The sequence below is a fragment of the Psychrobacter urativorans genome (assembly GCF_001298525.1).
In the GTDB taxonomy this organism is placed as follows: Bacteria; Pseudomonadota; Gammaproteobacteria; order Pseudomonadales; family Moraxellaceae; genus Psychrobacter; species Psychrobacter urativorans_A.
In genome coordinates this window covers 2155794-2175864 of record NZ_CP012678.1, presented here as the reverse complement: position 1 = coordinate 2175864, position 20071 = coordinate 2155794, and the positions used below count along the sequence as shown (strand labels likewise).

The following is a 20071-nucleotide window of genomic DNA, read 5'->3' as shown; positions in this document are numbered from 1 at the left end:
AAAAATAAATGCTTCTTTATGACCAAGGAAATGGCTGCACCTGCACCATCTCGCCTGCTGCTACGTTGCCTGTTTCTTGCGCTAACACAATCATACAATTGGCTTGACTGAGGTATTTAATGCGATGAGATTGCTGCTTTGCAAAGCCGACGACTTCAAAATTGCCCTTACTATCTTGAGATAAGATGCCCCGTTGGAAATCTTTGCGTCCGACTGATTTTTTAATGTCTTCTTTAAGTGTTGCTTGCACGGTCAATGCCATCGGTAAATTATAAGCGCGCACGCCAGATAAGCGCCATAACGCGGGCATGACCAATTGCAACGTCCCAACCACGGTAGACAATGGATTACCGGGTAAGCCAAAGTACAATACGGGCTTATCGACACCTCTATTTAACTCACCAAAAACGAACGGTTTACCCGGTTTCATGGCGACTTTATAGTGGTTTATTTTCCCTAATTGCTCAATGACTAGCGTTAAAAAGTCATAATCGCCGACGGACACGCCAGCGGTAGAAATCAGCACATCACACTCATGCATGGCTTTGGTGACGGCACTGGTAGTCTGCTCTAAACTGTCAGGAATAATGCCATAGTCGCGTATGGTAATGGGTAAATCGGACAGCATACTTTTAAGCGTGGGCGTATTGGAGTTATAAATTTGCGCCAAATGGGTCAATGGTTCACCTAACGCCACCAACTCATCGCCCGTAGCTAATAAGCCAACCACAAGCGGTTTATAAACATTAACTTTATCGATACCGAGATTGGCAAGTAAGCTAATATCAGCAGGATTCAAGCGTTTACCTACAGTTAACACCACCTCATTTAAATTGATTTCTTCACCTTGTTTGCGAATATTACTATCAACTGTAGCCAGTTCAGATAACGTTATTAGATATGGTTGCGACTTATCAATGGTGTTTTTTATAACTGCAAAATTGGTATTCTCTTGCATAATGACAGTATTGCAGTCGCTAGGAACAACAGCGCCAGTAAAAATACGCACGCCTTGCCCTGCTTGCAAGCTACCAGAAAATGGTGTGCCCGCTTGCGACTCGCCAATAATTTCGATAGTCGCATCTTTACTTAAATCACTGCCTGCCGCAATACCATAACCGTCCATCGCTGATACGTCTTGTCGAGGAATCGTCAATGGCGAGGCAATATCTTGGGCGAGAATATGGTTTTGGCTATCTAATAACGTGCACGTTTGCGTCTCTCTTTTAGCGATAGGAAAATCAGTTTGGTTATAAGTGTCAATACGCTGCGTGATGGCTTGCTGAAGGTCTTCAAGGGTAATCATAAAGGGAGACTCTTTATCAATATTATTATTTAGCATGAATACTTTGCTAAGATGTGTCAACATCATAGCGAGATTTACGATACATTACGGTAGTGATTTTATTAAATAGCTAAGTCATTAAATAGCTAGGTCAATTTAAGATATGGTACGATTCATTACTCTTATTAATAAAAAATATGGTGTTATGTCGGTCTATCAGCTCAAATCTCAGTTTCAAAATCAGCTGCGTCCCATCAGCAATGAGCTAGTGCGACTTGGAGTTACAGCAAATCAAATTACTATCAGCGCGATTGTTCTGAGTGCAGGAACGGCTTATCTTATTGCCACATCGGCACACTATCAAAGAAAACATAAGGTATGGTGGATACTACCGCTATCCCTATTTGCACGTATGTCACTCAATGCCATCGACGGTATGATGGCGCGTGAACATGGTCAAGCATCACAAATGGGAGCGATACTTAATGAAGTAGGAGATATCATCTCTGATAGTCTATTAATTGCCAGTTTGTCTCCATCTTTACACGCCGTTTTTTCTGAAGCATCAGATATTTATATTGTAGATTTTAATCATAAGCATTCGGCTTACTCTTTATCATCGCCCCACTCACATCTCCGCTTGATTAATGGCTTAAGCACACTAACCGAGTTGATTGCTATTTTCTCTAATGTATCAACGAGTCAACGCGCCAATCATGGACCACTGGGTAAAAGCGATAGAGCATTAGAGCTTGGTCTTATTGGTGCGCTCGTGGCATTAGGCAATCATCACTATGCTCATCGAGCCATTCACTATATTCGGCTGTTATTTTGGCTAAACGAGTGGTTATTAATCAAGACCTGCTTTAATCGACTTAGTTTTATTGCTCATTATTATTTTGACAGTATGTATCCCGCGCCGATGCTCAGAGTTTTAAATAAGCAATCAAAACCTTTATCAGCGTCGTATATGCAACAGCCTATTCAAGGAAACGCCATTATGAACAACGACCTTAATATTAATACAGCCGCTAGTCCTATTATTGCTCAGCAAAGCTGTTTTAATGCTTATGATGGCACCGCGATTTATTATCGCTATTGGTTAACGATGCCGTTAGCAGAGGTTGCCAAACGGTCAGCTCAGGCGATTGATGACCCGCAAAAGCAAGTCATTCTCTTACATCGCGGGCATGAGCATTCTGGGCGTTTAAATGAGCTTGGGGAGTGTTTTGCACAAGCTGGCTATCAGGTATTCGCATGGGATGCGCGGGGCAATGGACGTTCTGGTGGCATTAAAGACCATGCCGATAGCGTCACTGAACTTGAGCGCGATTTGAATGATTTTGTTAATTTGGTAATAGCGCAAACAGGGATTGCTATAGAAAACACCATGATTATCGCGAGTAGTATCGGTGCGACGCTAGCCGCAGCATGGGTTCATGATTATGCGCCGACTATTCGCGGCATGATACTGGGCACGCCAGCCATTAGCATTCGTCTTTACCTGCCACTTGCCATTCCTGTCCTAAAAATTGCGCGTAAATTTGGACTGATGTCACGAGTCTCAAGCTATGTTAAAGCGCAAGTATTAACCCATGATAAAGCAGCGCAAGCCGCCTACAATGCTGACCCGCTCATCTCAGGCTCTATATCTAGCGATTTACTCATCGATACTCACGCCACAGGTCAGCGTTTATTAGACGATGCCAGTGCCATAACTGTACCGACCTTTATACTTTGTGCGGGCAAAGATTATGTAGTAGACAAACAAGCGGAGCGTGATTTTTACGACCAACTCAGTGCACCCATTAAACGCTGGCAATTGTATCCCGACAGCTTTCATGCCATTTTTCATGAAACCAATAAAGCGGACATTTTTGCCGACTGTATTGGGTTTGCCGATAGCTTATTTGTCCAACCTGTTAAAACGGTTGATTTGACCAACGCACACCAGAGTAGCGCCAGTAAAGACAAAGTTGACCGTCTTGCTATCAAGCCCTTTAACCCAAACTTTGCCTTCACACGCTTTGCCATGCAAAAATTTGGGCACGTGAGCGACGCTATTGCCACCGGACTTGAGCATGGTTTTGACTCTGGCAGCTCACTGGATAAAGTATATGTCAATACCCCAAATGGTAAAAATTACTTTGGCAAAGTCGTCGATAAGTTCTATCTAAGCAATATCGGTTGGCAAGGTATTCGTATTCGCCGCGAGCACTTACTTGAGCTTGCCCGTATTGCCATTGCCAAGCGTTCACACGCTGATGACCACTATAATAACTACTCTACACAATCGCTGCGAGTGTTAGACATTGCCAGTGGTAATGGCTATTACGTGTTTGATTTATTAGCTGAGTTTGACTCTTTACACGCTGAGCTGAGAGATTATGACCGTCATAATGTGCAAGTACTCACTGATAGAGCTAATGAGCTCGGCGTTAGTGAGCGTGTGATGGCGTTGGAAAAAGATGCTTTTGACCTAACAAGTTATACGTCTATTATTGCTGATACCGCTGCTGATAACACAAACAACCTTTTCGATATCGCCATTGCCTCAGGAATTTTCGAATTATTCTCAGACAATACCTTGGTAAGTACCGCACTCACTGGCATTCATAGCAGCTTAGCAGCAGGCGGTTATCTGCTTTACACCAATCAACCTTGGCACCCTGAACAAGAATTTATTAGTAAAACTCTGAATAATCATCGTGGTAGCAATTGGGTGATGCGTTGCCGCTCGCAAGCGGAAATGGATCAATTGGTCACCCAAGCGGGTTTTACTAAGCTCGATATGCGTATCGACCGCTTTGGCATTTTCACGGTGTCTTTAGCCGTTAAGCAAGAAATGGTGAATATTAAAGACTTGAGTAGTCAATCGCTTACTCAAACAATCAACGATAAATCCGCCTGATGACTGCGCCTTATACGCGTGTTCAATTATTCTCTGGTGGCGGCGCACGCTTTGGCTATTATCTCGGCAGCTACGCGGCATTATGTGAGCATAATCTCAAGCCTGATTTAATCATCGCCAGTTGCGGTGGTAGTTTAGCCGCCTTATTGGTAGACATAGCGCCCGAGCCTAAACAGCTTCAAGCACTCTCTATTAGCCAAGAGTTATTTAACGTGGTACGTGCTAGCCAACCGCGTGTGCCAAATCATGGAAATAGACACTCTCTATTATCAAAAACGGGCTATTTCCCCCAAGCCATAAAACGCTGGTTATTATCAAAACATGAACATAGGCTCAATCACTTTCATCGCACGGATACGCATGACAGCTTGCTTAGCGAACTTCAACATTTTGCTATGTTTGACATAATAGACGAAGCAGATTGGCTTGAAAGTTTAATGAGCCTTAAAGATAGTACAACAAATGCTTCTTATAAATTTACAGCTTTAACAGCGCCAGATATTGCGATTATTGCCAGTCGCTTATTACCTGCTCATGCCTCAATCGCGCCTGCCTTTTTACAAGAGGTATTATTCGCACCCACCAATATAGTCGCTCAAAGCCAGTTTAGTTTCGACTGCCCTATTCATGCCTATGCACCGCAAAGAATTGCACCGTCTATTCACATGATTGAAAAGTGGGATATTAGCCAAGCCGTAAGAGTATCAATGGCGGATATGTACTATCTACAACCACGATATATAGAAGATTTAGGATGGTGTCTGGGCGGCGTTATTGACCTGACACCCATTGAATTGGCAAGCCAGTTAGGACAACGCATATTTGCTGAAACAAAAGCGCCGTATGATAAACACTTGGCAACGCCTGCTATCAAGCGCATATTTGGCTTTGACCCAAACAGTCGTTTAAATGCCGTACATAATTTTAAATCAAATCATCTGCAACATAACGCCCAAATCCACTGGTTGCCATTTGCCGATAATGGACAAGCGTTAGCCGGACAACATGTACAAAAGCGGATGAATTTTAGAGCAGGTCTGATAGAGCTGATTCATCCTGAATACGATGGCTTTGTGCAGCAGATGCAGGCGCAATGGCAATATGGCTATGAGCGTACTCGTGACTTTCTTGAACACTCAAGGCTATCAATATGAATATAAAGCTGCCCTGCCAATACGTTAATAATAAATCGCACAAACCTTGCGTCATTATTATCGGTGGCACCAGCGGTATTGGGCTAGCGTTAGCGCTTGAGCATATAAAGCTTGGCTGGGATGTCATTGTAGTTGGTAGCAGTTTAGAGAAAATTCAGGCTTTAAATAAGTACTATCCAATGCTAACGACCATTCAAAACGATGTTAGCAAACCTGACAATCGACAAAAATTATTCCAACAACTTAATGAACAATTCAACGCGCAACCCTTTGAGCGCCTGATATATTGTGCGGGTTGGTATCTTAATGAGCGCGTTACGACACTCAATCAAGTAGATAGCGCCCACTCATTAGCCGTTAATCTACAAGCTTTTAATGATATTTTTGCATGGGCAAGTGAAAATTTAAAGCAGCAGGATTATGACAATGAATACAAATCACAGCGTTATAGCGACCAATATCCCTCTCAAAAGCCAGCATTGATATGTTTGTCCTCTATCGCTGGGTTACTAGATTATCCGTATACCAGTCTGTATGCCAAATGCAAACGTGCCATGATTGCCACCGCTAGCGCCTACCGACTTGCTCTCGCGCCTTTTAATATTCAAGTCACCTGCATTGCTTCAGGCTATGTAAATACGCAAGCATTGCGCGATTTAAACGATGGTGATACCAGTCACAAACCCTTTATTATGTCTGAACAGACGGCGGTAAAACATATCATGCATGCTATAAATCATGACGTCGTATTGGCAATTTTTCCAAAACGTATGCGCTATCTAATCCATATTCTAAACAGTCTGCCTTCACCACTGCTTAACATCATCATGCGGCAAAAGTTGGACAAGTAACATCAATTTAGCAAATATAAATAACCCTTAATACATCAGCCAATAAATTACAGTAAAAAGCGGCACGCCTATCAATAAACTATCAATCCTATCTAGTATTCCACCATGTCCGGGTAATATCGTACCCGTATCTTTAATACCGTGATGGCGCTTAAATGCCGATTCTAATAAATCCCCCATAATACCGCTGACTGCCAATAAAATAGCAAAGGCAAAGCTTGTGACCCAACTAAAGGGCGTTACTAAGATGCCTAATATGGTCGCCAAACTTGCAGATAATAAGCTACCAAACAATGCGCCTTCGATGGTTTTATTAGGGCTTACACGTGGTGCTAATTTGCGCTGAAATAAGCGACCACCCAATAATCGCCCACATAGATATTGGCTAATGTCATTAAATTGACTGGCAAATAGGACAAACAACAGCACGCCATCCATACTACGATTGAAACTTAAATGATGCAGCGCCAATAGGCTAATAATCAAGCAAACTAGCAGCATTAATAACCCTATATCTAATATTCCCCTGTGAGAAACAGACAATAAACTAAGGTTAGAAACGTTAAGGCTAGAAGCACTATTATGAGCGTTAATTTGACTGGATTGTTGAGCAGCGAGCTTTTGTAGAAGTTTGTTTTTACTAGGCAGTCGCCATAGTCTAAATATCTCATACAGCCCTTGTAGACCAATGACGATAAACAACCCATCGAGCACCCACCAGTAAATATAATCTCCGAACGCATTGGTGATTTGTGCCAATAAATAACACCCAAACAGTAACGCTAGCATCCACCACCATGAGCGGGTAATAAGATATATCGACGGCAGTTTTTTGCGATTTTTTGGAATTGATAACACTATCCATACCAGTATATTAATCGACAGGATACTGATAATAAAGATATGGTCTGGGTTCAGTGTCATGCGCCACGCTCTCTCACGATATTGATACAAGCCATCAATGTATAGGGTTACGCTTATCATTGGCAATAGCCAGTACCAAAGACGCAGGCAAATAACCCTCCGCCAGTCGCGCATGCGGATAATAGTGCGCAATCCACGCGCGATAACTGTCCGTCGTCAGCGTGCCACAATAGACCAAATAGAGCACTTGCACGCCCACACTGCGTGATAATCCCATCACGCAATGAAAGTTAATGAGCGTTATATCCGTAGGATTACCCGCTATGTTATTTTTATCAGTAACCGCAGTAGGCTGAATATCATTCGATAGGGTTAACGCGTCAAGTTGCTGAAACAAGTGAATATAGTCTTTGGGCGATACGTCACTTAATGAGCGCAAATCTAATAGTGGAAAATAAAAATAATGGCAATGACCATTAAACTTAAATTTTGCACGTGCCTTGCTGCTAGCCTTGCTGATGTTATTACTGCAACATTGTGACGCTACCTTTAGCTTATTAATATGACTGGACACCTCTACAGCAAAATCAACCACGATAATTTGATACGGTACAATTGGTATAGCTGATGCTAATAAACCAGAACTGGATAACCAATGCGTGAGATAACCCTCTACATTGGCTTGTGCGAGCCGCGGTGAGGCAACGATAAAGAGACTATGATTGATCGGATATAATATGGGCGCAGTGACTTGCGCGTTGTTCTTTTTGAGTTTCGTTTTGAGCTTGGTTTTGAGCCTTGCCTTAAAATAGCGTTGCCCTATCAGCGATATCCCATTATAAATCAGTAGCATAGGCGCGAATTTAATCCAAGTAGATAAAGCTAATTCCCCCCTACTGTTCTTTTGAAACCCATTGTTGTCCAACGCAGCATTAGGCTGCTGATGTGCCCACGCTAGAGTCATAAAACTCACTAACCAATAGAGTGCAATCACAATCGATAGGTTTTCTATCACCGACCGTTCAGCAAGTGTGGTCATAATTATCATGGTACTGATATAAAATCCTGCAATGGCAATCAATAAAAACCCCATCATGCCCAATACAAGATACTGGCTGACTTGCGTATTGCGGATTAAATGTGAGAGCTGAAACACGATTCCGGCGAGTATTATTCCGCCTACTACATCGAGTAAATGATGCTGATAAGTCAGCACAGTTGAGGCAATAATGAACCCACATACGCTCACAAGCAACAGTCGATAGCTGCTTAACAGCCATATCTTATTGGCGTCGATGACATTCCATAGCGACAATCCTATTAATAGGGCATAGCTGACGTGCAACGATGGTAATTGATTAAACGGCTTATCGGTGACCATTAAAAACTGATAACCAATCTGTGTCCAATCATCAGGCATTGGTCGATGCAATGAGAATCGAGCGGGATAGCAATAAAAAATCAAGCAAGCCATTATCGTTGCTACTATTAAACGCCGCGTCAGTAAGACCAACTGCAACATCGTACGTACCATAAAAAAGCTGGCAACAAACAATAGCAACGACCAACTGTACGGCACAATCATCACTGGAATAAATGGAATTGCATTATCGAATGTAATGGCTAAATTGTGGACTCGTGAGGGCGCTATCTCGTACAGCGTAGCGCTATAGCTGTTGGTTAAGGTATACAACAAATAAAATATCGCTAACGTCAGCGCTAAATATCGAACGCGTACTGAGTTCGATACAGCATGAGCCATGGGCAAAGTATTCAATAAAATAGCCCTTACATATTCATGCAACTATGGGAATACGGACATGCTGCAAACATTCGGATTTTTTAGCCTAGAGTGCCGCTTTACTAATTATTCTTTATAACCGACAAATTGCACAACTGCGCTGAGACCTTTGTGACGCTTGCCTTCTGATAGACTCCGGTGCTTTTCAATACCGATAACTTCATGGAGCACGGCAAGCTCCATTTGTAATTTTGCTAGTGACATAAATCTATCTTTTTGTGAGGCATCAGGTCCACCGATACCTGCCATTTTGGTTTGCTCATAAGTATAGGCTTCAAGGATAAAGACACCACCATGTTTTAACGCCGGTTCAATTTGTGCATGAACCTGCTGACGCAAGGTATCAGGCAGATGTACTGAAATAGACACAATGCCATCCCATTGCTGATTGCCAAAATCGTATTCAGCCAAATCTGCAACTTGCGTAGTGATATGAACGCCCTTATCACTGGCTAATTTTAGGGCTTTTTTTAAGCCGACTTCAGATAAATCAATCGCAGTCACTTCATAGCCTTGTTCAGCTAAAAAAACCGCATTTCTGCCTTCGCCTTCCGCTAAACACAGCACGCGTCCGCCTGAGGGTATTCTCTGAAACACCTCTTTTAGAAAGTCATTAGGTTCTGTGCCAAAGACATACTCTGCTTCACTGTAGCGTTGATCCCACATGATTATCTTCCTTTTAAGATTCAAAGTGATGCCTTAATCTAGCATTTAATCACTGGTATTGTCTGTACAGAATCTTCACCAAAAAACTTCATTGGGCCTTCAATTGACCATCAATCTTACCTAAAAACTGACAAACATTAATTTTTGTCAAATATAGTTTGGTAGCTATACGTTATCGTGCTAAAACCTATAATACAATTATAAACGTTAGGGAATACATCATATGCGAACCTTTAGAACTCAACTATTTGTCGTCGCGACATTATTTATAGTGGCTATTCCTGCTTATGCTGATGATTATTTATGTAGTTATAGCGCCCGTATCTCTTACGCGGATAAACACAACTCCAATGGTGTGTCCATTGCAAATAACTATAGTAATAGCACCGTTGCGGGCATTCTTAGACAAGATAGAGCCAACTTTTATGTCTTTAATAAGAAAGATCGCGAAGATGAAAAAGATTGTATCTTTCACTCTAAAGCGGCAAGAGCGAATATGCAAAAATCAATTGCAGCCGGTAGCATTCCCCAGTATGCAAAACAAATCATCGTCGATGAAAATCCGTTAATCAACGTTGACGTTTATAGTGGTCATGTCGATATTAAAATTATTGAGTCGAGCTACACACCACCTCGTAGTACCATTCGATAATGGTTAATGGTATTGTTAAGTTAAAAGGCATTGAATCAAAAAGTATTGCATTACAAAGTACTATTAATGATAATTTAAAATAAAAGGGTATCAAACGAATCCTATTCATCGAGGAGTTAGCATGAGCCACCCAATCATCCCGAGCCATTGGAAAATAAAACGTTCTACGCACTTTTTTACCAAGGATAAAGTACCCAAAGCCCTATTAACCCATCACAACACCGCAGCAGGCGTATACGGTCAAATTTGCGTCATGCAAGGCACGGTCACCTTTTACGGCTTTGCTGATGAAGCCGCTACCGTACCTGAGCAAACTATCGTCATTCAGGCAGGACAATTTGCCGTCAGTCCGCCCGAATATTGGCACCGCGTCGAACTCAGTGATGACGCCCAGTTTAATATTAATTTTTGGACTGAAAGCGATGCCGGTAATAAATCAATGTTCAATGCGTCGACTATTCACACTAAACCGATTGAAGCCTTGTTTGAGCAGACAGATAGCGATAAACCTGCTGAATAATACGAAAATAAACACGAAAATAACTACTTAATTTATACCTATTTTATAGGCGCTGACTCTACAGAATCAGCGCCTTAACTTTTTATGCTGCTCATAGATTATTAAGCAAATTTACTCTGCAGTTAGCTTAACCAATAAGTCATGTATTTCGTTCTTCAATACTTTATCTTCAATTTTATTACAGCTGATTTTTGCATTTTGTAGATTAGTGATAGCCGCTTCCGTTTGACCCAATTCAATTTGCAATACCGCCATTGAAAAGGCAATCGACGACATAAAGTCTTTCGAATTTATCGCAATGGCTTTTGCAAGCGCTTTTTCGTAGATAACCAATGCCTCTTCCAATTCCTCGGTAAAATCAGCAAGGGTTTCCCATTGTACGGGATGATCTTTATCCGTATTTTCGTTATCCGTACATATCGCCTGCAAGGTGGCATAAAGCGTATCAAAAGCTTCTTGATTACCTCTATTATTAGCTTCCAACAATTCTTCAGCTAAAATATAGACGGATTGATATATTTTGGTATTAACCATGACTGGTTTCCTTTTTTACGACTCATAAATGAATAATGTCTAGACACTCGAACAGAATATAAAAACTCTGCACATAGTAACCGCTGATAGCGTAAAAGCCAGTTATTTTAAATTTTAAGCGCGATGAAGGTTCTAAATAGTACGGTTGATGTTCAGCTTGAGTCGTTCATGATGCTCACAGCCACTACGAGACCCGTTATTGCAAGCGATGGCATACCACTCAGCTGCTTTAACTTTATCCTGAAGTAAGCCTTCGCCATTTTCATACATCAGACCAAGATTGAACTGCGCATGGACATTATTAAGGGTGGCAGCTCTTTGGAACCACTCGGCGGCTTTCTGATAATCTTGTTGCACGCCTTCACCTTTTTTGTACAGGATGCCAAGGTTGAACTGAGCATGGCTGTTATTTTGATTGGCTGCTCTTAGAAACCATTCAGCTGCTTGGGTGTCATCTTCAGGCACACCTTCGCCTTTTTCATAGAGGGCGCCAAGGTTAAATTGAGCGTGGTCATTATTTTGATCCGCCGCTTTCTGTAACCATTCAGCAGCCTTTTTATAGTCTTGGGGTACGCCTTCACCTTTCTTGTACATGATGCCAAGATTATATTGAGCATGACTATTATTTTGTTCCGCCGCTTTTTGAAACCACTTCGCCGCCTTAGCATTATCCTGAAGCACGCCTTCGCCTTTTTTATACAGTACGCCAAGATTAAACTGAGCAACCGCATGACCTTGATTGGCAGCTTTTTGGTAGCGTTCCACGGCTGTAGCATCATTCAGAGAGATGCCATCATTACTAAGCACTTCAAGATAATACTGAGCAATAGCGTGCCCTTGATGATCGGCAGCTTTTTGATGCCATTTAGCACCTCTGACATCATCTTGCGAGACACTATTGGTATAAATTAAGCCCAAAATGTACTGGGCAACAGTATGACCTTGGTCAGCGGCTTTTTGATACCATTCAGAACCTTTCGCCTCATCCTGAACGACACCTCTGCCATTACTATACATAGAGCCAAGACTAAACTGTGCTTCGGCATAGCCTTGGCTTGCAGATTTTTGGTACCATGCCGCGGCTTTAGTATTATCCTGAATGACCCCTTCGCCTTTTTCATACTGACGCCCCAGCCGAAACTGGGCTATAGCATGACCTTGATTGGCAGCTTTTTGAAACCATGTAGCGGCTTTAGCGTTATCCTGAAACACGTCTTCGCCATTTTCATACATCAGCCCAAGATTGAATTGAGCTTCAGCCTGACCTTTAAATGCCAATAGTTTAGTATGAGCAACCTCTACCGCACTGGCTGATATTGGTAGCTTAAGCCGTTTGCCTACAGCTAATGTTTTATAAATAAAGGTTCGTTTTGGTATTTGCCAACTCATTATTATTCCTTTAAACAATACAAGTAATTCAGCCTTTGCCATTATGATAAGCAGCACGATGACTATTATAGGCAGCACTTAGGTTCAATTCGTTATTATTTTAAATATCTTATACTCACTGCTATTTTACTGCTGTTTTTTAGCATCATATCGCTATATGAATTTCTATGCTATAGCGTTGTCTAGTGCATGGCCGCTGCCTTAATGATATATGTCACTCATCAATAGTAGGGGTGGTCGCAGTTACAGAGATATTATGTGCTAACATCCAGTATAAAATCGCTATACACTTCCGCTGTGACTTACCAATAGGTTTTATTAATAGGACTCTATCTTATGATAGTTAGGTTGAATAATTACTTGCAGCATCATTGGCTTATAAGCCATTGGCGGTTGATAGGAAGTCTCATAGGTGGTGCGATTATCGGTACGATTATCGCGATAATATGGGCGGTGTCCTTTAGTACCAGCTTTATCATCGGCTGGGATAGTGCCATTTTAATCTATATCGTCAGTATCGTCGTTATGATGCGCAAGAATACTATTCATGACCATCTGATCCAAGTGCATGAAGGCAAGGTCATTATTTTAACCCTCATTATGATGGCAAGTTTGATTTGTTTATTAGCAATCGTTAGGCAAACGCAAATTGGCAAAGACTATCAAGGTATGGAGCGCATTTTCACTCCTGTACTCACGGTGAGTACTATTTTTATTAATTGGCTGATGATACAAATTATTTTTGCGCTGCAATATGGTTATTTATATTTTGCTGAGCAACGTCAAGACGCACTGCTGCCTTTTATGTTTCCCGAATCTATGGCAGCGGTTAACAATCCCAGTGATACGACTGCCATGACGGTAGATGCTAAATTTGAAGACTTCTTTTATTGTGCCGTTGCCATTGGTACGTCCGGTCAGACGGCTGATATTGCGTTTACGTCAAAAGCAGGTAGAGGGCTTGCTACTCTTCATAGCATCATTGCCTTTGTATTTAACTTAGTGATTATCTCTTTATTAATTAATATCATCGCCAGTTACATCTAGGTTTTTTATAACTGAATAATTTCTTATAACCACATAAACGCTTAGAAATATGATCCACCGAAAAATTATCAATACCTCATGAATCTGCTAGTAGTTCACGACCATGCGGCGCATTAAAATCAATCTCAGGTCCAATAGGTATAATATGGGTTGGATTAATCGTGTCGTGACTCCCGTAGTAGTGCATTTTGGTATAGGGAATATTGACGGTTTCAGCAATACCTGCCACCTGATATAAATCTCGCAAATAACCCCAAAGATTTGGGTAATCGACAATGCGATGTAAATTACATTTAAAATGACCGACATAAACGCTATCAAAACGCACTAAGGTGGTAAATAATCGCCAATCCGCTTCTGTTATCGTGCTGCCCGTTAAGTAACGACGATTATCTAATCTAACTTCTAATACATCTAGTGCATTAAATAACTCGATTACCGCATTATCATAAGCGTCTTGGGTGGTGGCAAAACCAGCACGATACACGCCGTTATTGATGGCTGGATAAATATAGTCATTAAGCGCATCGATTTCTGCTAATAATTCTGGCGGTGAAAAATCTCCTGCCAATGCGCCAACCTCGTCAAATGCACTATTAAACATGCGAATGATTTCAGAGGATTCATTACTCACGATAGTGTTGGTTGTTTTATCCCATAAAATAGGCACAGTGACGCGACCCGTATAATCTGCTTGCGCAGCGATATAGATATCATATAAATGGGTGGCGTTAAAAATGGGATCAGCAATCACGCCCTCGCCATCATTAAATGTCCAACCTTCATCGCGCATAATAGGATTGACCACCGACATACTAATCATGTCTTCTAGACCTTTGAGTTTGCGATAGATAATGGTGCGGTGCGCCCAAGGACAGGCAAGCGAGACATATAAATGATAGCGATTCGGCTCAGCTTTAAAACCGCCGACCCCTGATGAACCCGCGCTGCCATCTGTGGTGACCCAATTTCTAAAACTGGATTCTTTACGCTCAAAGCTGCCACCAGTAGATTTGGTATCGTACCACTGATTTTGCCATTGTCCGTCTACTAATAAGCCCATATTGATTTCCTACTTATATTTATGTTATTTTTAATGGCGGAATTCCTTTAAAACTTTCCGCTATGAAAGTCGTCAAATGCTTGCACTATCTCAGCTCTAGTATTCATCACAAAAGGACCACCGCGAGCGATAGGCTCATGCAAAGGTTGTCCTGCGATTAATAAGAAACGCGCCCCATCATCACCACTACGTACCACAACCTGCTCACCCTGAGTCAGTATCCCAAGTTTTTGTGCTGCCAATGTATTGTTCTGATATTCAGCTACATCACTTTTACTATCGCTATCCGCATTCAATACACTGACATCACCTTCTATCATATAAACAAAGGCGTTGTGTTCCGTTGGTAGGGTCTGCTCAAAATCGGTATGGGCTGGGAGAGTAACATCGAGATAGGTTGGATAAGTATGATTATTAACCACGGGTCCAACCGTACCTTGATTCGTTTTCCCTGCGATGACTCGAATGGTCGACCCGTTTTCACGGCGCTCAAGCGGAGTCGATTCTGGTGGAAACTCTTGATATATCGGGTCACTCATTTTCGCGGTAGCTGGTAGATTGACCCACAGCTGAAAGCCTTTTAACAAACCTTCTTCCTGCTCTGGCATCTCTGAGTGCAGAATACCTCTTGCCGCGGTCATCCATTGCACGCCACCCGATTCAATCACCCCTTCATGACCGGCATTGTCCTTATGGCGCATACGTCCGTTAAGCAGATAAGTGACGGTCTCAAAACCTCGGTGCGGATGGGTCGGAAAGCCGCCCATATAATCATTGGCATCGTCACTTTCAAAACAGTCGAGCAATAAAAACGGGTCGAGCATATTCAGATGCGGTGAACCAATAATACGGGTGATCTTTACCCCATCACCGTCAGCAGTTTGAATACCGGAAAATTGTTGATGCAGCGTGCGATTTAGCACCGATTCGTGCTTATTGTTTTCAATAGTCATATCCATAACTATACTCCCGTATGGCGCTAACGCTTCTTATGCAGCTAAAGCGTATCGCTTTGATTTGAGTGTTTGCCTTTAATCAAACAATGATAAAATCATAACGGTTAACTCAATATAGATAAATAACCATAATTACAAATACAAGTTCTGTTTTGGAGAACAGTCATGGGTCAGCTAGAAGATATGGCGATGTTCGTACGGGTTGTTGATGCCGGTAGTATCACTCGCGCGGCTGAACAGCTCGATATCGCCAAGTCAGCCGTGAGCCGCCGACTAAAAGAGCTAGAAACGCGCATCGGTACACAACTCCTGAGCCGAACCACCCGTAAATCGAATTTAACAGCAGCGGGCGCGCACTATTATCAACAAGCAAAAACCATCTTGGATAAAGTGGATGTGCTGAATGAGCAAACGAGCGGCGCACCTACCACTGTCGAAGGCACACTCAAGATGACCGCGCCACTCTCATTCGGCTTGATGCACCTCAATACGGTGATTCATGACTATGCCAACCAGCATCCTAACTTGACCTTTGAGCTAGATTTTTCTGATCGGCAAGCTAATTTGATTGAAGAAGGCTACGAATTGGCTATTCGTATTGGAGAATTGAAAGACTCTAGTTATCAAGCCAAACGCTTAACGCCTATCCGCTCGGTGATTTGCGCCAGTCCGGAATATCTAAGAAAAATGGGCACGCCCAAAGTGATTAAAGATTTAAAGCATCACAGGGTTTTACAATATAGTCTGAGCAAGCACAACCACCTAGAGTTAACGGATACGCAAAGACAAACCCATATCTTATCAATGAATTCAAAAATGAAGGTCAATAATGGGGATTTTTTGCTAGATATGGCAATAAAAGGTCATGGTATCGTTTTCTTGCCTACCTTTATCGTCTATAAGACCTTGGCACGCGGTGAGTTAGTGCCCATACTGCAGAACTATCGGTTACCTGTATCCAATGCTTATGCGGTATATCCAAACAATCGCTTTTTATCGCAACGCTGCCGCTTGCTCATTGACCTTATTGTTGAGCGTTTCGGTGACAATCCGTATTGGGATGAGCTTTATTGAAAAGAACTTTATTGAGATGAATGTTAATTAAAATGAGGTTCAGTGAATGCTTGTATTGAGTTGCCAATATCAGATTCCTCTTCCCAATGCGCAGCGCCATAAATGGCATGGTTCTGTTGGTTGTGATGTGCCCACAGTGGATTACCATAATCAAAATGCCACCACTCTGTCGGTAGATTGCTAAAGCCTACTTGCGTCATCACCGTATACAATAAGCGTCTGTTATCACAAGCCGGATGCTCTGGCTGAGCTTCATAAAAATAGGTGTATGAGCGTTCGGTTGGCTCATCAAAGTCAGCACCCATATCCAGCCACTGACCAGTTGCCCGCTCAAATAACGTGATATCGACAGAACCTCCTGTCAAATGCGGGCTAATGAAATCTGAGCGAACAGGCGCCACAAACTGTGAGAGCAGTTGCTGCTGTTCAATGAGGCTAAGGTTTGGATATTTGATTTTGATAATATCGCCAACTTCATCTTGAACCGCTTGTTGCACAGCGCGTGAGCGCCATGCATCAAGTACCACAATACCTAAATGCTCCGGAAGCAAATCAGCTGCTTGTTGTAATTTTTGCACAACCGATTGTCTTGCCACGCAAATATTAATGGCATGCGCTACATTATGATCAAAATAAATGGGGAATTGCTTTAAATTCTCAATATTTGGAATCGTTTGTAACGGCTCATTGGATTCAATAATAGGAATTTTTTCTATATCTTGCCAGTTATGTGGGGCTTGTGTGGGTATGGGAGCTAACAGCATTTTATTCCTTAACATTGTCTTATTGTTGATGACTTTCTGGTTGATAACTTTCTAAGTAAATGATATCAATACCCTATTTTAATTTACGGTAGCTTAGTTGATAGAGGTTGGCATAAAATAAAAATGGTCAATAGTAACTATTGACCTTAATACTGCTTATAAAAATATTTGGTTATTGATTGCCCATGCTGATTAAACGCCTGCTTCACAAGTAATGGTTTTTTGTGTCTTATCAAAGCTTAAACTCAGATAACCACCCTGTTCGATTTCATAGCCGCTGGCATCATTTTTCACTATTGTTATATATTCATTTTCTTCTTTATCAATTTTTGGTAATTTAAATTGGGGACGTAAGGCGGTGAATTTACTATCCTTAAAATATAGTTTTAAATAATACCACTCATAGCCCTGTAGATATTCGACCTTTATTAGTGGCTGTCCGAATGCGTTAGCGTTCTTCAAGGTATAGGTAGTATAGACCTCTTCGCCCTCAATCTTTGGGTTACCTTTTACTTTGGTACTGGCAATGGATGCTTTATAACGTGCAGGTAGCTTGTCAGTAGGATTGACATAGCCACATCCTGACAACATTGGCTTCAAATAAGGTGTCCAATCCGTTGCTGCATTAGCAAAAGTGGTTTGCCCTAGAAAAATAACACTCAAAAACAGTAATGATTTTTTCATGATATCTACTCTTCTATGATATTTACTAAATTTAATAATACTAAAGGTACGATATACTTAAGATATTTTACATTTAAGGTACTTTATATTTTTAGCACTGCCAGTCATTTTTTATCTTATAAGCAGTGGCGCTTTAATTAAGATAGTAGCGGAAGCTCATAAATCTGTCGACTGAATTGGGCAAATGATTATTTATACCGTTGCATATTATTGATTGAATCATCTTTGATGAGGTGAACAAAATTAATATAGACGATGGTCATTCTTGAGTTTACGGTATTGATATATTGCTATGCTAGGATGAGTGTAATTGGCTATGTATCTTGCTACATAATCCTTAACGGCTAACCCAAATTCACTGGCGAGGAAAATCATCATGCGTTCATTAAAACAGCAGGTCATTTATAAAGCAGTGATTTATAAAGTAGTGATTGCGGTCTTCGCACTTGGGCTGACAATGAATGTTTGGGCTACCGATTTTTCCACTATACAAGCGGCAGCAAATCAAGGCGATGTTTCCGCTCAATATAATCTAGGTATGATGTACGAGCTTGGCAAAGGTGTGCAGCAGAATGATAGAAAAGCACTGGAATGGCTGCAAAAATCAGCACAGCAAGACGATATCGATGCGCAGTATAATCTTGGGATGAAGTATTATTTAGGTAAGGGCGTTGCTCAAGATAATAAGCAGGCGATTAAGTGGTGGCAACAGGCAGCCAACCAAGGTCATGCCAGCGCCCAATATAATCTAGGCGTGATGTATAGCAATGGCATCGGAGTTGCGCAGAATTACGCTAAAGCGTTTGATTGGTATCAAAAGGCAGCTGAGCAAGGAGAAGCGGAAGCGCAAAACAATCTTGGCGCGATGTACGAGAACAGCAAAGGCGTGCCGCAAGATTATGTGAAGGCAGTAGAATGGTATAAAAAGGCAGCGGCTCAGGACGAATATGCCTCCCAATATAATCTTGGATGGATGTACGAAAAAGGTTATGGCGTTCCAAAAGATAAAAAAACAGCATTCATGTGGTATCAAAAATCCGCTATTCAAGGTGATTCTATGGCGCAATATGTGATTGGCACGATGTATAAATACGGTGATGGTGTGGCAGCAGATAATGCTCAAGCAAAATTATGGTTGAGTAAAGCTTGTGATAATGGCATGCAAATCAGCTGCGATGAGTAAGACACACCAAGTACATAAAATAGAGTCAGCAGTAATAGCGTATTAAAGCATTTACCTTATAGTTTTCTTTTTATAATCAATAAACGACTTATTTAACTATTTGTATCATTGCGCAACGGGCGTACCCTCTGTGGTAAAAGCAAAGGCTTTATTACTATAGTCCGCTATCATCACCGCCTCGATAACTGGGGTAACCGTATCATCTATACCTTCCACTTCAATGATAAAGTTCGCGCCAGAGCCGCCCTTATCTTCTTCTTTTTCAACGATATAATTAAGTGTACCCATAGCACGTATCTCTACGGGGTTTTTGACATAAGACTTTAAAAGAGTGCCATCCGTACTGTAGTAATCAATTTTATTAATATAAAGCGATTTTTTTAGAGTTGTATTACGGACGCTAAGCGTGGCTGACAGTAAGGCTTTGCGGTTTTCTTTATCGGTATAAATGTCTGAATAAATCGGCACATAAAAGGTTTCTTTGTAGCGAAACTTACTACGGTCTACCTTGGCTGTGGTTTCAAGCTGGGTAATTGGGTCTTGATGCTTTTCTGAGTACAGAATATTGGGGTCATCTAAAGACTTATCACAGCTTGTCAGCACCCCTAAGCTCGAAATAAATAAGGCGGAGATATAGTATTTATTCATTATATTACCCTTTATGACCGTGATT

At 41.6% G+C, this 20071-nt stretch carries 19 protein-coding genes; 8 read left to right on the top strand and 11 right to left on the bottom strand.

Annotated elements, in window-relative coordinates; translation table 11 throughout:
- Window positions 1–16 precede the first annotated feature (16 nt).
- Entirely contained in the window at window positions 17–1306 is a 1290-nt protein-coding gene (locus tag AOC03_RS09325; protein WP_062536673.1) for a molybdopterin molybdotransferase MoeA, read from the bottom strand.
- A 142-nt stretch (window positions 1307–1448) separates the two neighbouring features.
- Between AOC03_RS09325 and AOC03_RS09320 the strand changes: the two genes are divergently transcribed.
- Genes AOC03_RS09320 through AOC03_RS09310 form a run of 3 tightly spaced genes read left to right on the top strand, consistent with a single transcriptional unit; the run spans window position 1449 to window position 6201 of the window.
- Entirely contained in the window at window positions 1449–4196 is a 2748-nt protein-coding gene (locus tag AOC03_RS09320) for an alpha/beta fold hydrolase (RefSeq protein ID WP_062535362.1), read from the top strand.
- Window positions 4196–5350, top strand: a complete 1155-nt coding sequence (locus AOC03_RS09315; RefSeq protein WP_062535361.1) for a patatin-like phospholipase family protein — start codon at window positions 4196–4198, stop codon at window positions 5348–5350. The genes AOC03_RS09320 and AOC03_RS09315 overlap by 1 nt, the downstream gene beginning before the upstream one ends.
- Window positions 5347–6201 (top strand): SDR family NAD(P)-dependent oxidoreductase, encoded by an 855-nt coding sequence (locus tag AOC03_RS09310; protein ID WP_062535359.1) that lies wholly within the window; start codon window positions 5347–5349, stop codon window positions 6199–6201. The genes AOC03_RS09315 and AOC03_RS09310 overlap by 4 nt, the downstream gene beginning before the upstream one ends.
- Before the next feature lie 27 nt (window positions 6202–6228).
- Here the strand turns inward: AOC03_RS09310 and AOC03_RS09305 are convergent, their stop codons facing one another.
- From AOC03_RS09305 to AOC03_RS09295, 3 genes are all read right to left on the bottom strand, one after another.
- A complete protein-coding gene (locus tag AOC03_RS09305) occupies window positions 6229–7125 on the bottom strand; it encodes a phosphatidate cytidylyltransferase (protein WP_162199620.1) in 897 nt (298 codons plus the stop codon).
- A gap of 34 nt (window positions 7126–7159) precedes the next feature.
- Window positions 7160–8842: a phosphatase PAP2 family protein gene (locus tag AOC03_RS09300; protein WP_162199619.1), complete on the bottom strand. Its 1683-nt coding sequence runs from the start codon at window positions 8840–8842 to the stop codon at window positions 7160–7162.
- Window positions 8843–8932: 90 nt separating this feature from the next.
- The gene (locus tag AOC03_RS09295) at window positions 8933–9532 is read right to left on the bottom strand and encodes a class I SAM-dependent methyltransferase (RefSeq protein WP_062535353.1); all 600 of its coding nucleotides are present in this window, start codon (window positions 9530–9532) and stop codon (window positions 8933–8935) included.
- A gap of 223 nt (window positions 9533–9755) precedes the next feature.
- Between AOC03_RS09295 and AOC03_RS09290 the strand changes: the two genes are divergently transcribed.
- Both AOC03_RS09290 and AOC03_RS09285 read left to right on the top strand, forming a co-directional pair.
- Window positions 9756–10184, top strand: a complete 429-nt coding sequence (locus AOC03_RS09290) for a hypothetical protein (protein WP_062535351.1) — start codon at window positions 9756–9758, stop codon at window positions 10182–10184.
- A 121-nt stretch (window positions 10185–10305) separates the two neighbouring features.
- A complete protein-coding gene (locus AOC03_RS09285) occupies window positions 10306–10704 on the top strand; it encodes a DUF1971 domain-containing protein (RefSeq protein WP_084785829.1) in 399 nt (132 codons plus the stop codon).
- Between the two features lie 111 nt (window positions 10705–10815).
- Here AOC03_RS09285 and AOC03_RS09280 read toward each other — a convergent pair whose 3' ends face one another.
- Together AOC03_RS09280 and AOC03_RS09275 are read right to left on the bottom strand one after the other, a co-directional pair.
- A complete protein-coding gene (locus tag AOC03_RS09280; protein WP_062535349.1) occupies window positions 10816–11238 on the bottom strand; it encodes a hypothetical protein in 423 nt (140 codons plus the stop codon).
- A gap of 132 nt (window positions 11239–11370) precedes the next feature.
- On the bottom strand, window positions 11371–12627 hold the full coding sequence (locus tag AOC03_RS09275; protein ID WP_062535347.1) for an SEL1-like repeat protein: 1257 nt from the start codon (window positions 12625–12627) through the stop codon (window positions 11371–11373).
- Between the two features lie 336 nt (window positions 12628–12963).
- Between AOC03_RS09275 and AOC03_RS09270 the strand changes: the two genes are divergently transcribed.
- Window positions 12964–13674, top strand: coding sequence for a DUF1345 domain-containing protein (locus AOC03_RS09270; RefSeq protein ID WP_062535345.1), 711 nt, complete (start codon window positions 12964–12966; stop codon window positions 13672–13674).
- Window positions 13675–13750: 76 nt separating this feature from the next.
- Here AOC03_RS09270 and AOC03_RS09265 read toward each other — a convergent pair whose 3' ends face one another.
- Complete coding sequence (locus AOC03_RS09265) at window positions 13751–14737, bottom strand: glutathione S-transferase family protein (RefSeq protein ID WP_062535343.1); 987 nt, start codon at window positions 14735–14737, stop codon at window positions 13751–13753.
- A gap of 47 nt (window positions 14738–14784) precedes the next feature.
- Window positions 14785–15696 carry a pirin family protein gene (locus AOC03_RS09260; protein WP_084785827.1) on the bottom strand — a complete coding sequence of 304 codons (912 nt, stop codon included), beginning with the start codon at window positions 15694–15696 and terminating at the stop codon, window positions 14785–14787.
- 162 nt (window positions 15697–15858) lie between these two features.
- On the opposite strand from AOC03_RS09260, the gene AOC03_RS09255 reads away from it, so the two are divergent.
- Window positions 15859–16767: a LysR family transcriptional regulator gene (locus tag AOC03_RS09255; protein WP_062535341.1), complete on the top strand. Its 909-nt coding sequence runs from the start codon at window positions 15859–15861 to the stop codon at window positions 16765–16767.
- 23 nt (window positions 16768–16790) lie between these two features.
- Here the strand turns inward: AOC03_RS09255 and AOC03_RS09250 are convergent, their stop codons facing one another.
- Complete coding sequence (locus tag AOC03_RS09250; RefSeq protein ID WP_062535339.1) at window positions 16791–17531, bottom strand: M15 family metallopeptidase; 741 nt, start codon at window positions 17529–17531, stop codon at window positions 16791–16793.
- Window positions 17532–17723: 192 nt separating this feature from the next.
- On the bottom strand, window positions 17724–18215 hold the full coding sequence (locus AOC03_RS09245) for a hypothetical protein (protein ID WP_062535337.1): 492 nt from the start codon (window positions 18213–18215) through the stop codon (window positions 17724–17726).
- A 376-nt stretch (window positions 18216–18591) separates the two neighbouring features.
- Between AOC03_RS09245 and AOC03_RS09240 the strand changes: the two genes are divergently transcribed.
- Entirely contained in the window at window positions 18592–19398 is an 807-nt protein-coding gene (locus AOC03_RS09240; RefSeq protein WP_062535335.1) for an SEL1-like repeat protein, read from the top strand.
- Window positions 19399–19503: 105 nt separating this feature from the next.
- Here the strand turns inward: AOC03_RS09240 and AOC03_RS09235 are convergent, their stop codons facing one another.
- A complete protein-coding gene (locus AOC03_RS09235; protein WP_062535333.1) occupies window positions 19504–20046 on the bottom strand; it encodes a DUF3124 domain-containing protein in 543 nt (180 codons plus the stop codon).
- Window positions 20047–20071: the final 25 nt, after the last annotated feature.

What these genes read in the sequence shown, in the direction of transcription:
- AOC03_RS09315 (WP_062535361.1), top strand. Translation starts at nt 4,196, where the DNA reads ATGACTGCGCCTTATACGCGTGTTCAATTATTCTCTGGTGGCGGCGCA.
- AOC03_RS09250 (WP_062535339.1), bottom strand. Translation starts at nt 17,531, where the DNA reads ATGCTGTTAGCTCCCATACCCACACAAGCCCCACATAACTGGCAAGAT.
- AOC03_RS09270 (WP_062535345.1), top strand. Translation starts at nt 12,964, where the DNA reads ATGATAGTTAGGTTGAATAATTACTTGCAGCATCATTGGCTTATAAGC.
- AOC03_RS09320 (WP_062535362.1), top strand. Translation starts at nt 1,449, where the DNA reads ATGGTACGATTCATTACTCTTATTAATAAAAAATATGGTGTTATGTCG.
- AOC03_RS09255 (WP_062535341.1), top strand. Translation starts at nt 15,859, where the DNA reads ATGGGTCAGCTAGAAGATATGGCGATGTTCGTACGGGTTGTTGATGCC.
- AOC03_RS09290 (WP_062535351.1), top strand. Translation starts at nt 9,756, where the DNA reads ATGCGAACCTTTAGAACTCAACTATTTGTCGTCGCGACATTATTTATA.
- AOC03_RS09325 (WP_062536673.1), bottom strand. Translation starts at nt 1,306, where the DNA reads ATGATTACCCTTGAAGACCTTCAGCAAGCCATCACGCAGCGTATTGAC.
- AOC03_RS09280 (WP_062535349.1), bottom strand. Translation starts at nt 11,238, where the DNA reads ATGGTTAATACCAAAATATATCAATCCGTCTATATTTTAGCTGAAGAA.
- AOC03_RS09310 (WP_062535359.1), top strand. Translation starts at nt 5,347, where the DNA reads ATGAATATAAAGCTGCCCTGCCAATACGTTAATAATAAATCGCACAAA.
- AOC03_RS09235 (WP_062535333.1), bottom strand. Translation starts at nt 20,046, where the DNA reads ATGAATAAATACTATATCTCCGCCTTATTTATTTCGAGCTTAGGGGTG.
- AOC03_RS09295 (WP_062535353.1), bottom strand. Translation starts at nt 9,532, where the DNA reads ATGTGGGATCAACGCTACAGTGAAGCAGAGTATGTCTTTGGCACAGAA.
- AOC03_RS09240 (WP_062535335.1), top strand. Translation starts at nt 18,592, where the DNA reads ATGCGTTCATTAAAACAGCAGGTCATTTATAAAGCAGTGATTTATAAA.
- AOC03_RS09285 (WP_084785829.1), top strand. Translation starts at nt 10,306, where the DNA reads ATGAGCCACCCAATCATCCCGAGCCATTGGAAAATAAAACGTTCTACG.
- AOC03_RS09275 (WP_062535347.1), bottom strand. Translation starts at nt 12,627, where the DNA reads ATGAGTTGGCAAATACCAAAACGAACCTTTATTTATAAAACATTAGCT.
- AOC03_RS09260 (WP_084785827.1), bottom strand. Translation starts at nt 15,696, where the DNA reads ATGGATATGACTATTGAAAACAATAAGCACGAATCGGTGCTAAATCGC.
- AOC03_RS09265 (WP_062535343.1), bottom strand. Translation starts at nt 14,737, where the DNA reads ATGGGCTTATTAGTAGACGGACAATGGCAAAATCAGTGGTACGATACC.
- AOC03_RS09245 (WP_062535337.1), bottom strand. Translation starts at nt 18,215, where the DNA reads ATGAAAAAATCATTACTGTTTTTGAGTGTTATTTTTCTAGGGCAAACC.
- AOC03_RS09305 (WP_162199620.1), bottom strand. Translation starts at nt 7,125, where the DNA reads ATGACACTGAACCCAGACCATATCTTTATTATCAGTATCCTGTCGATT.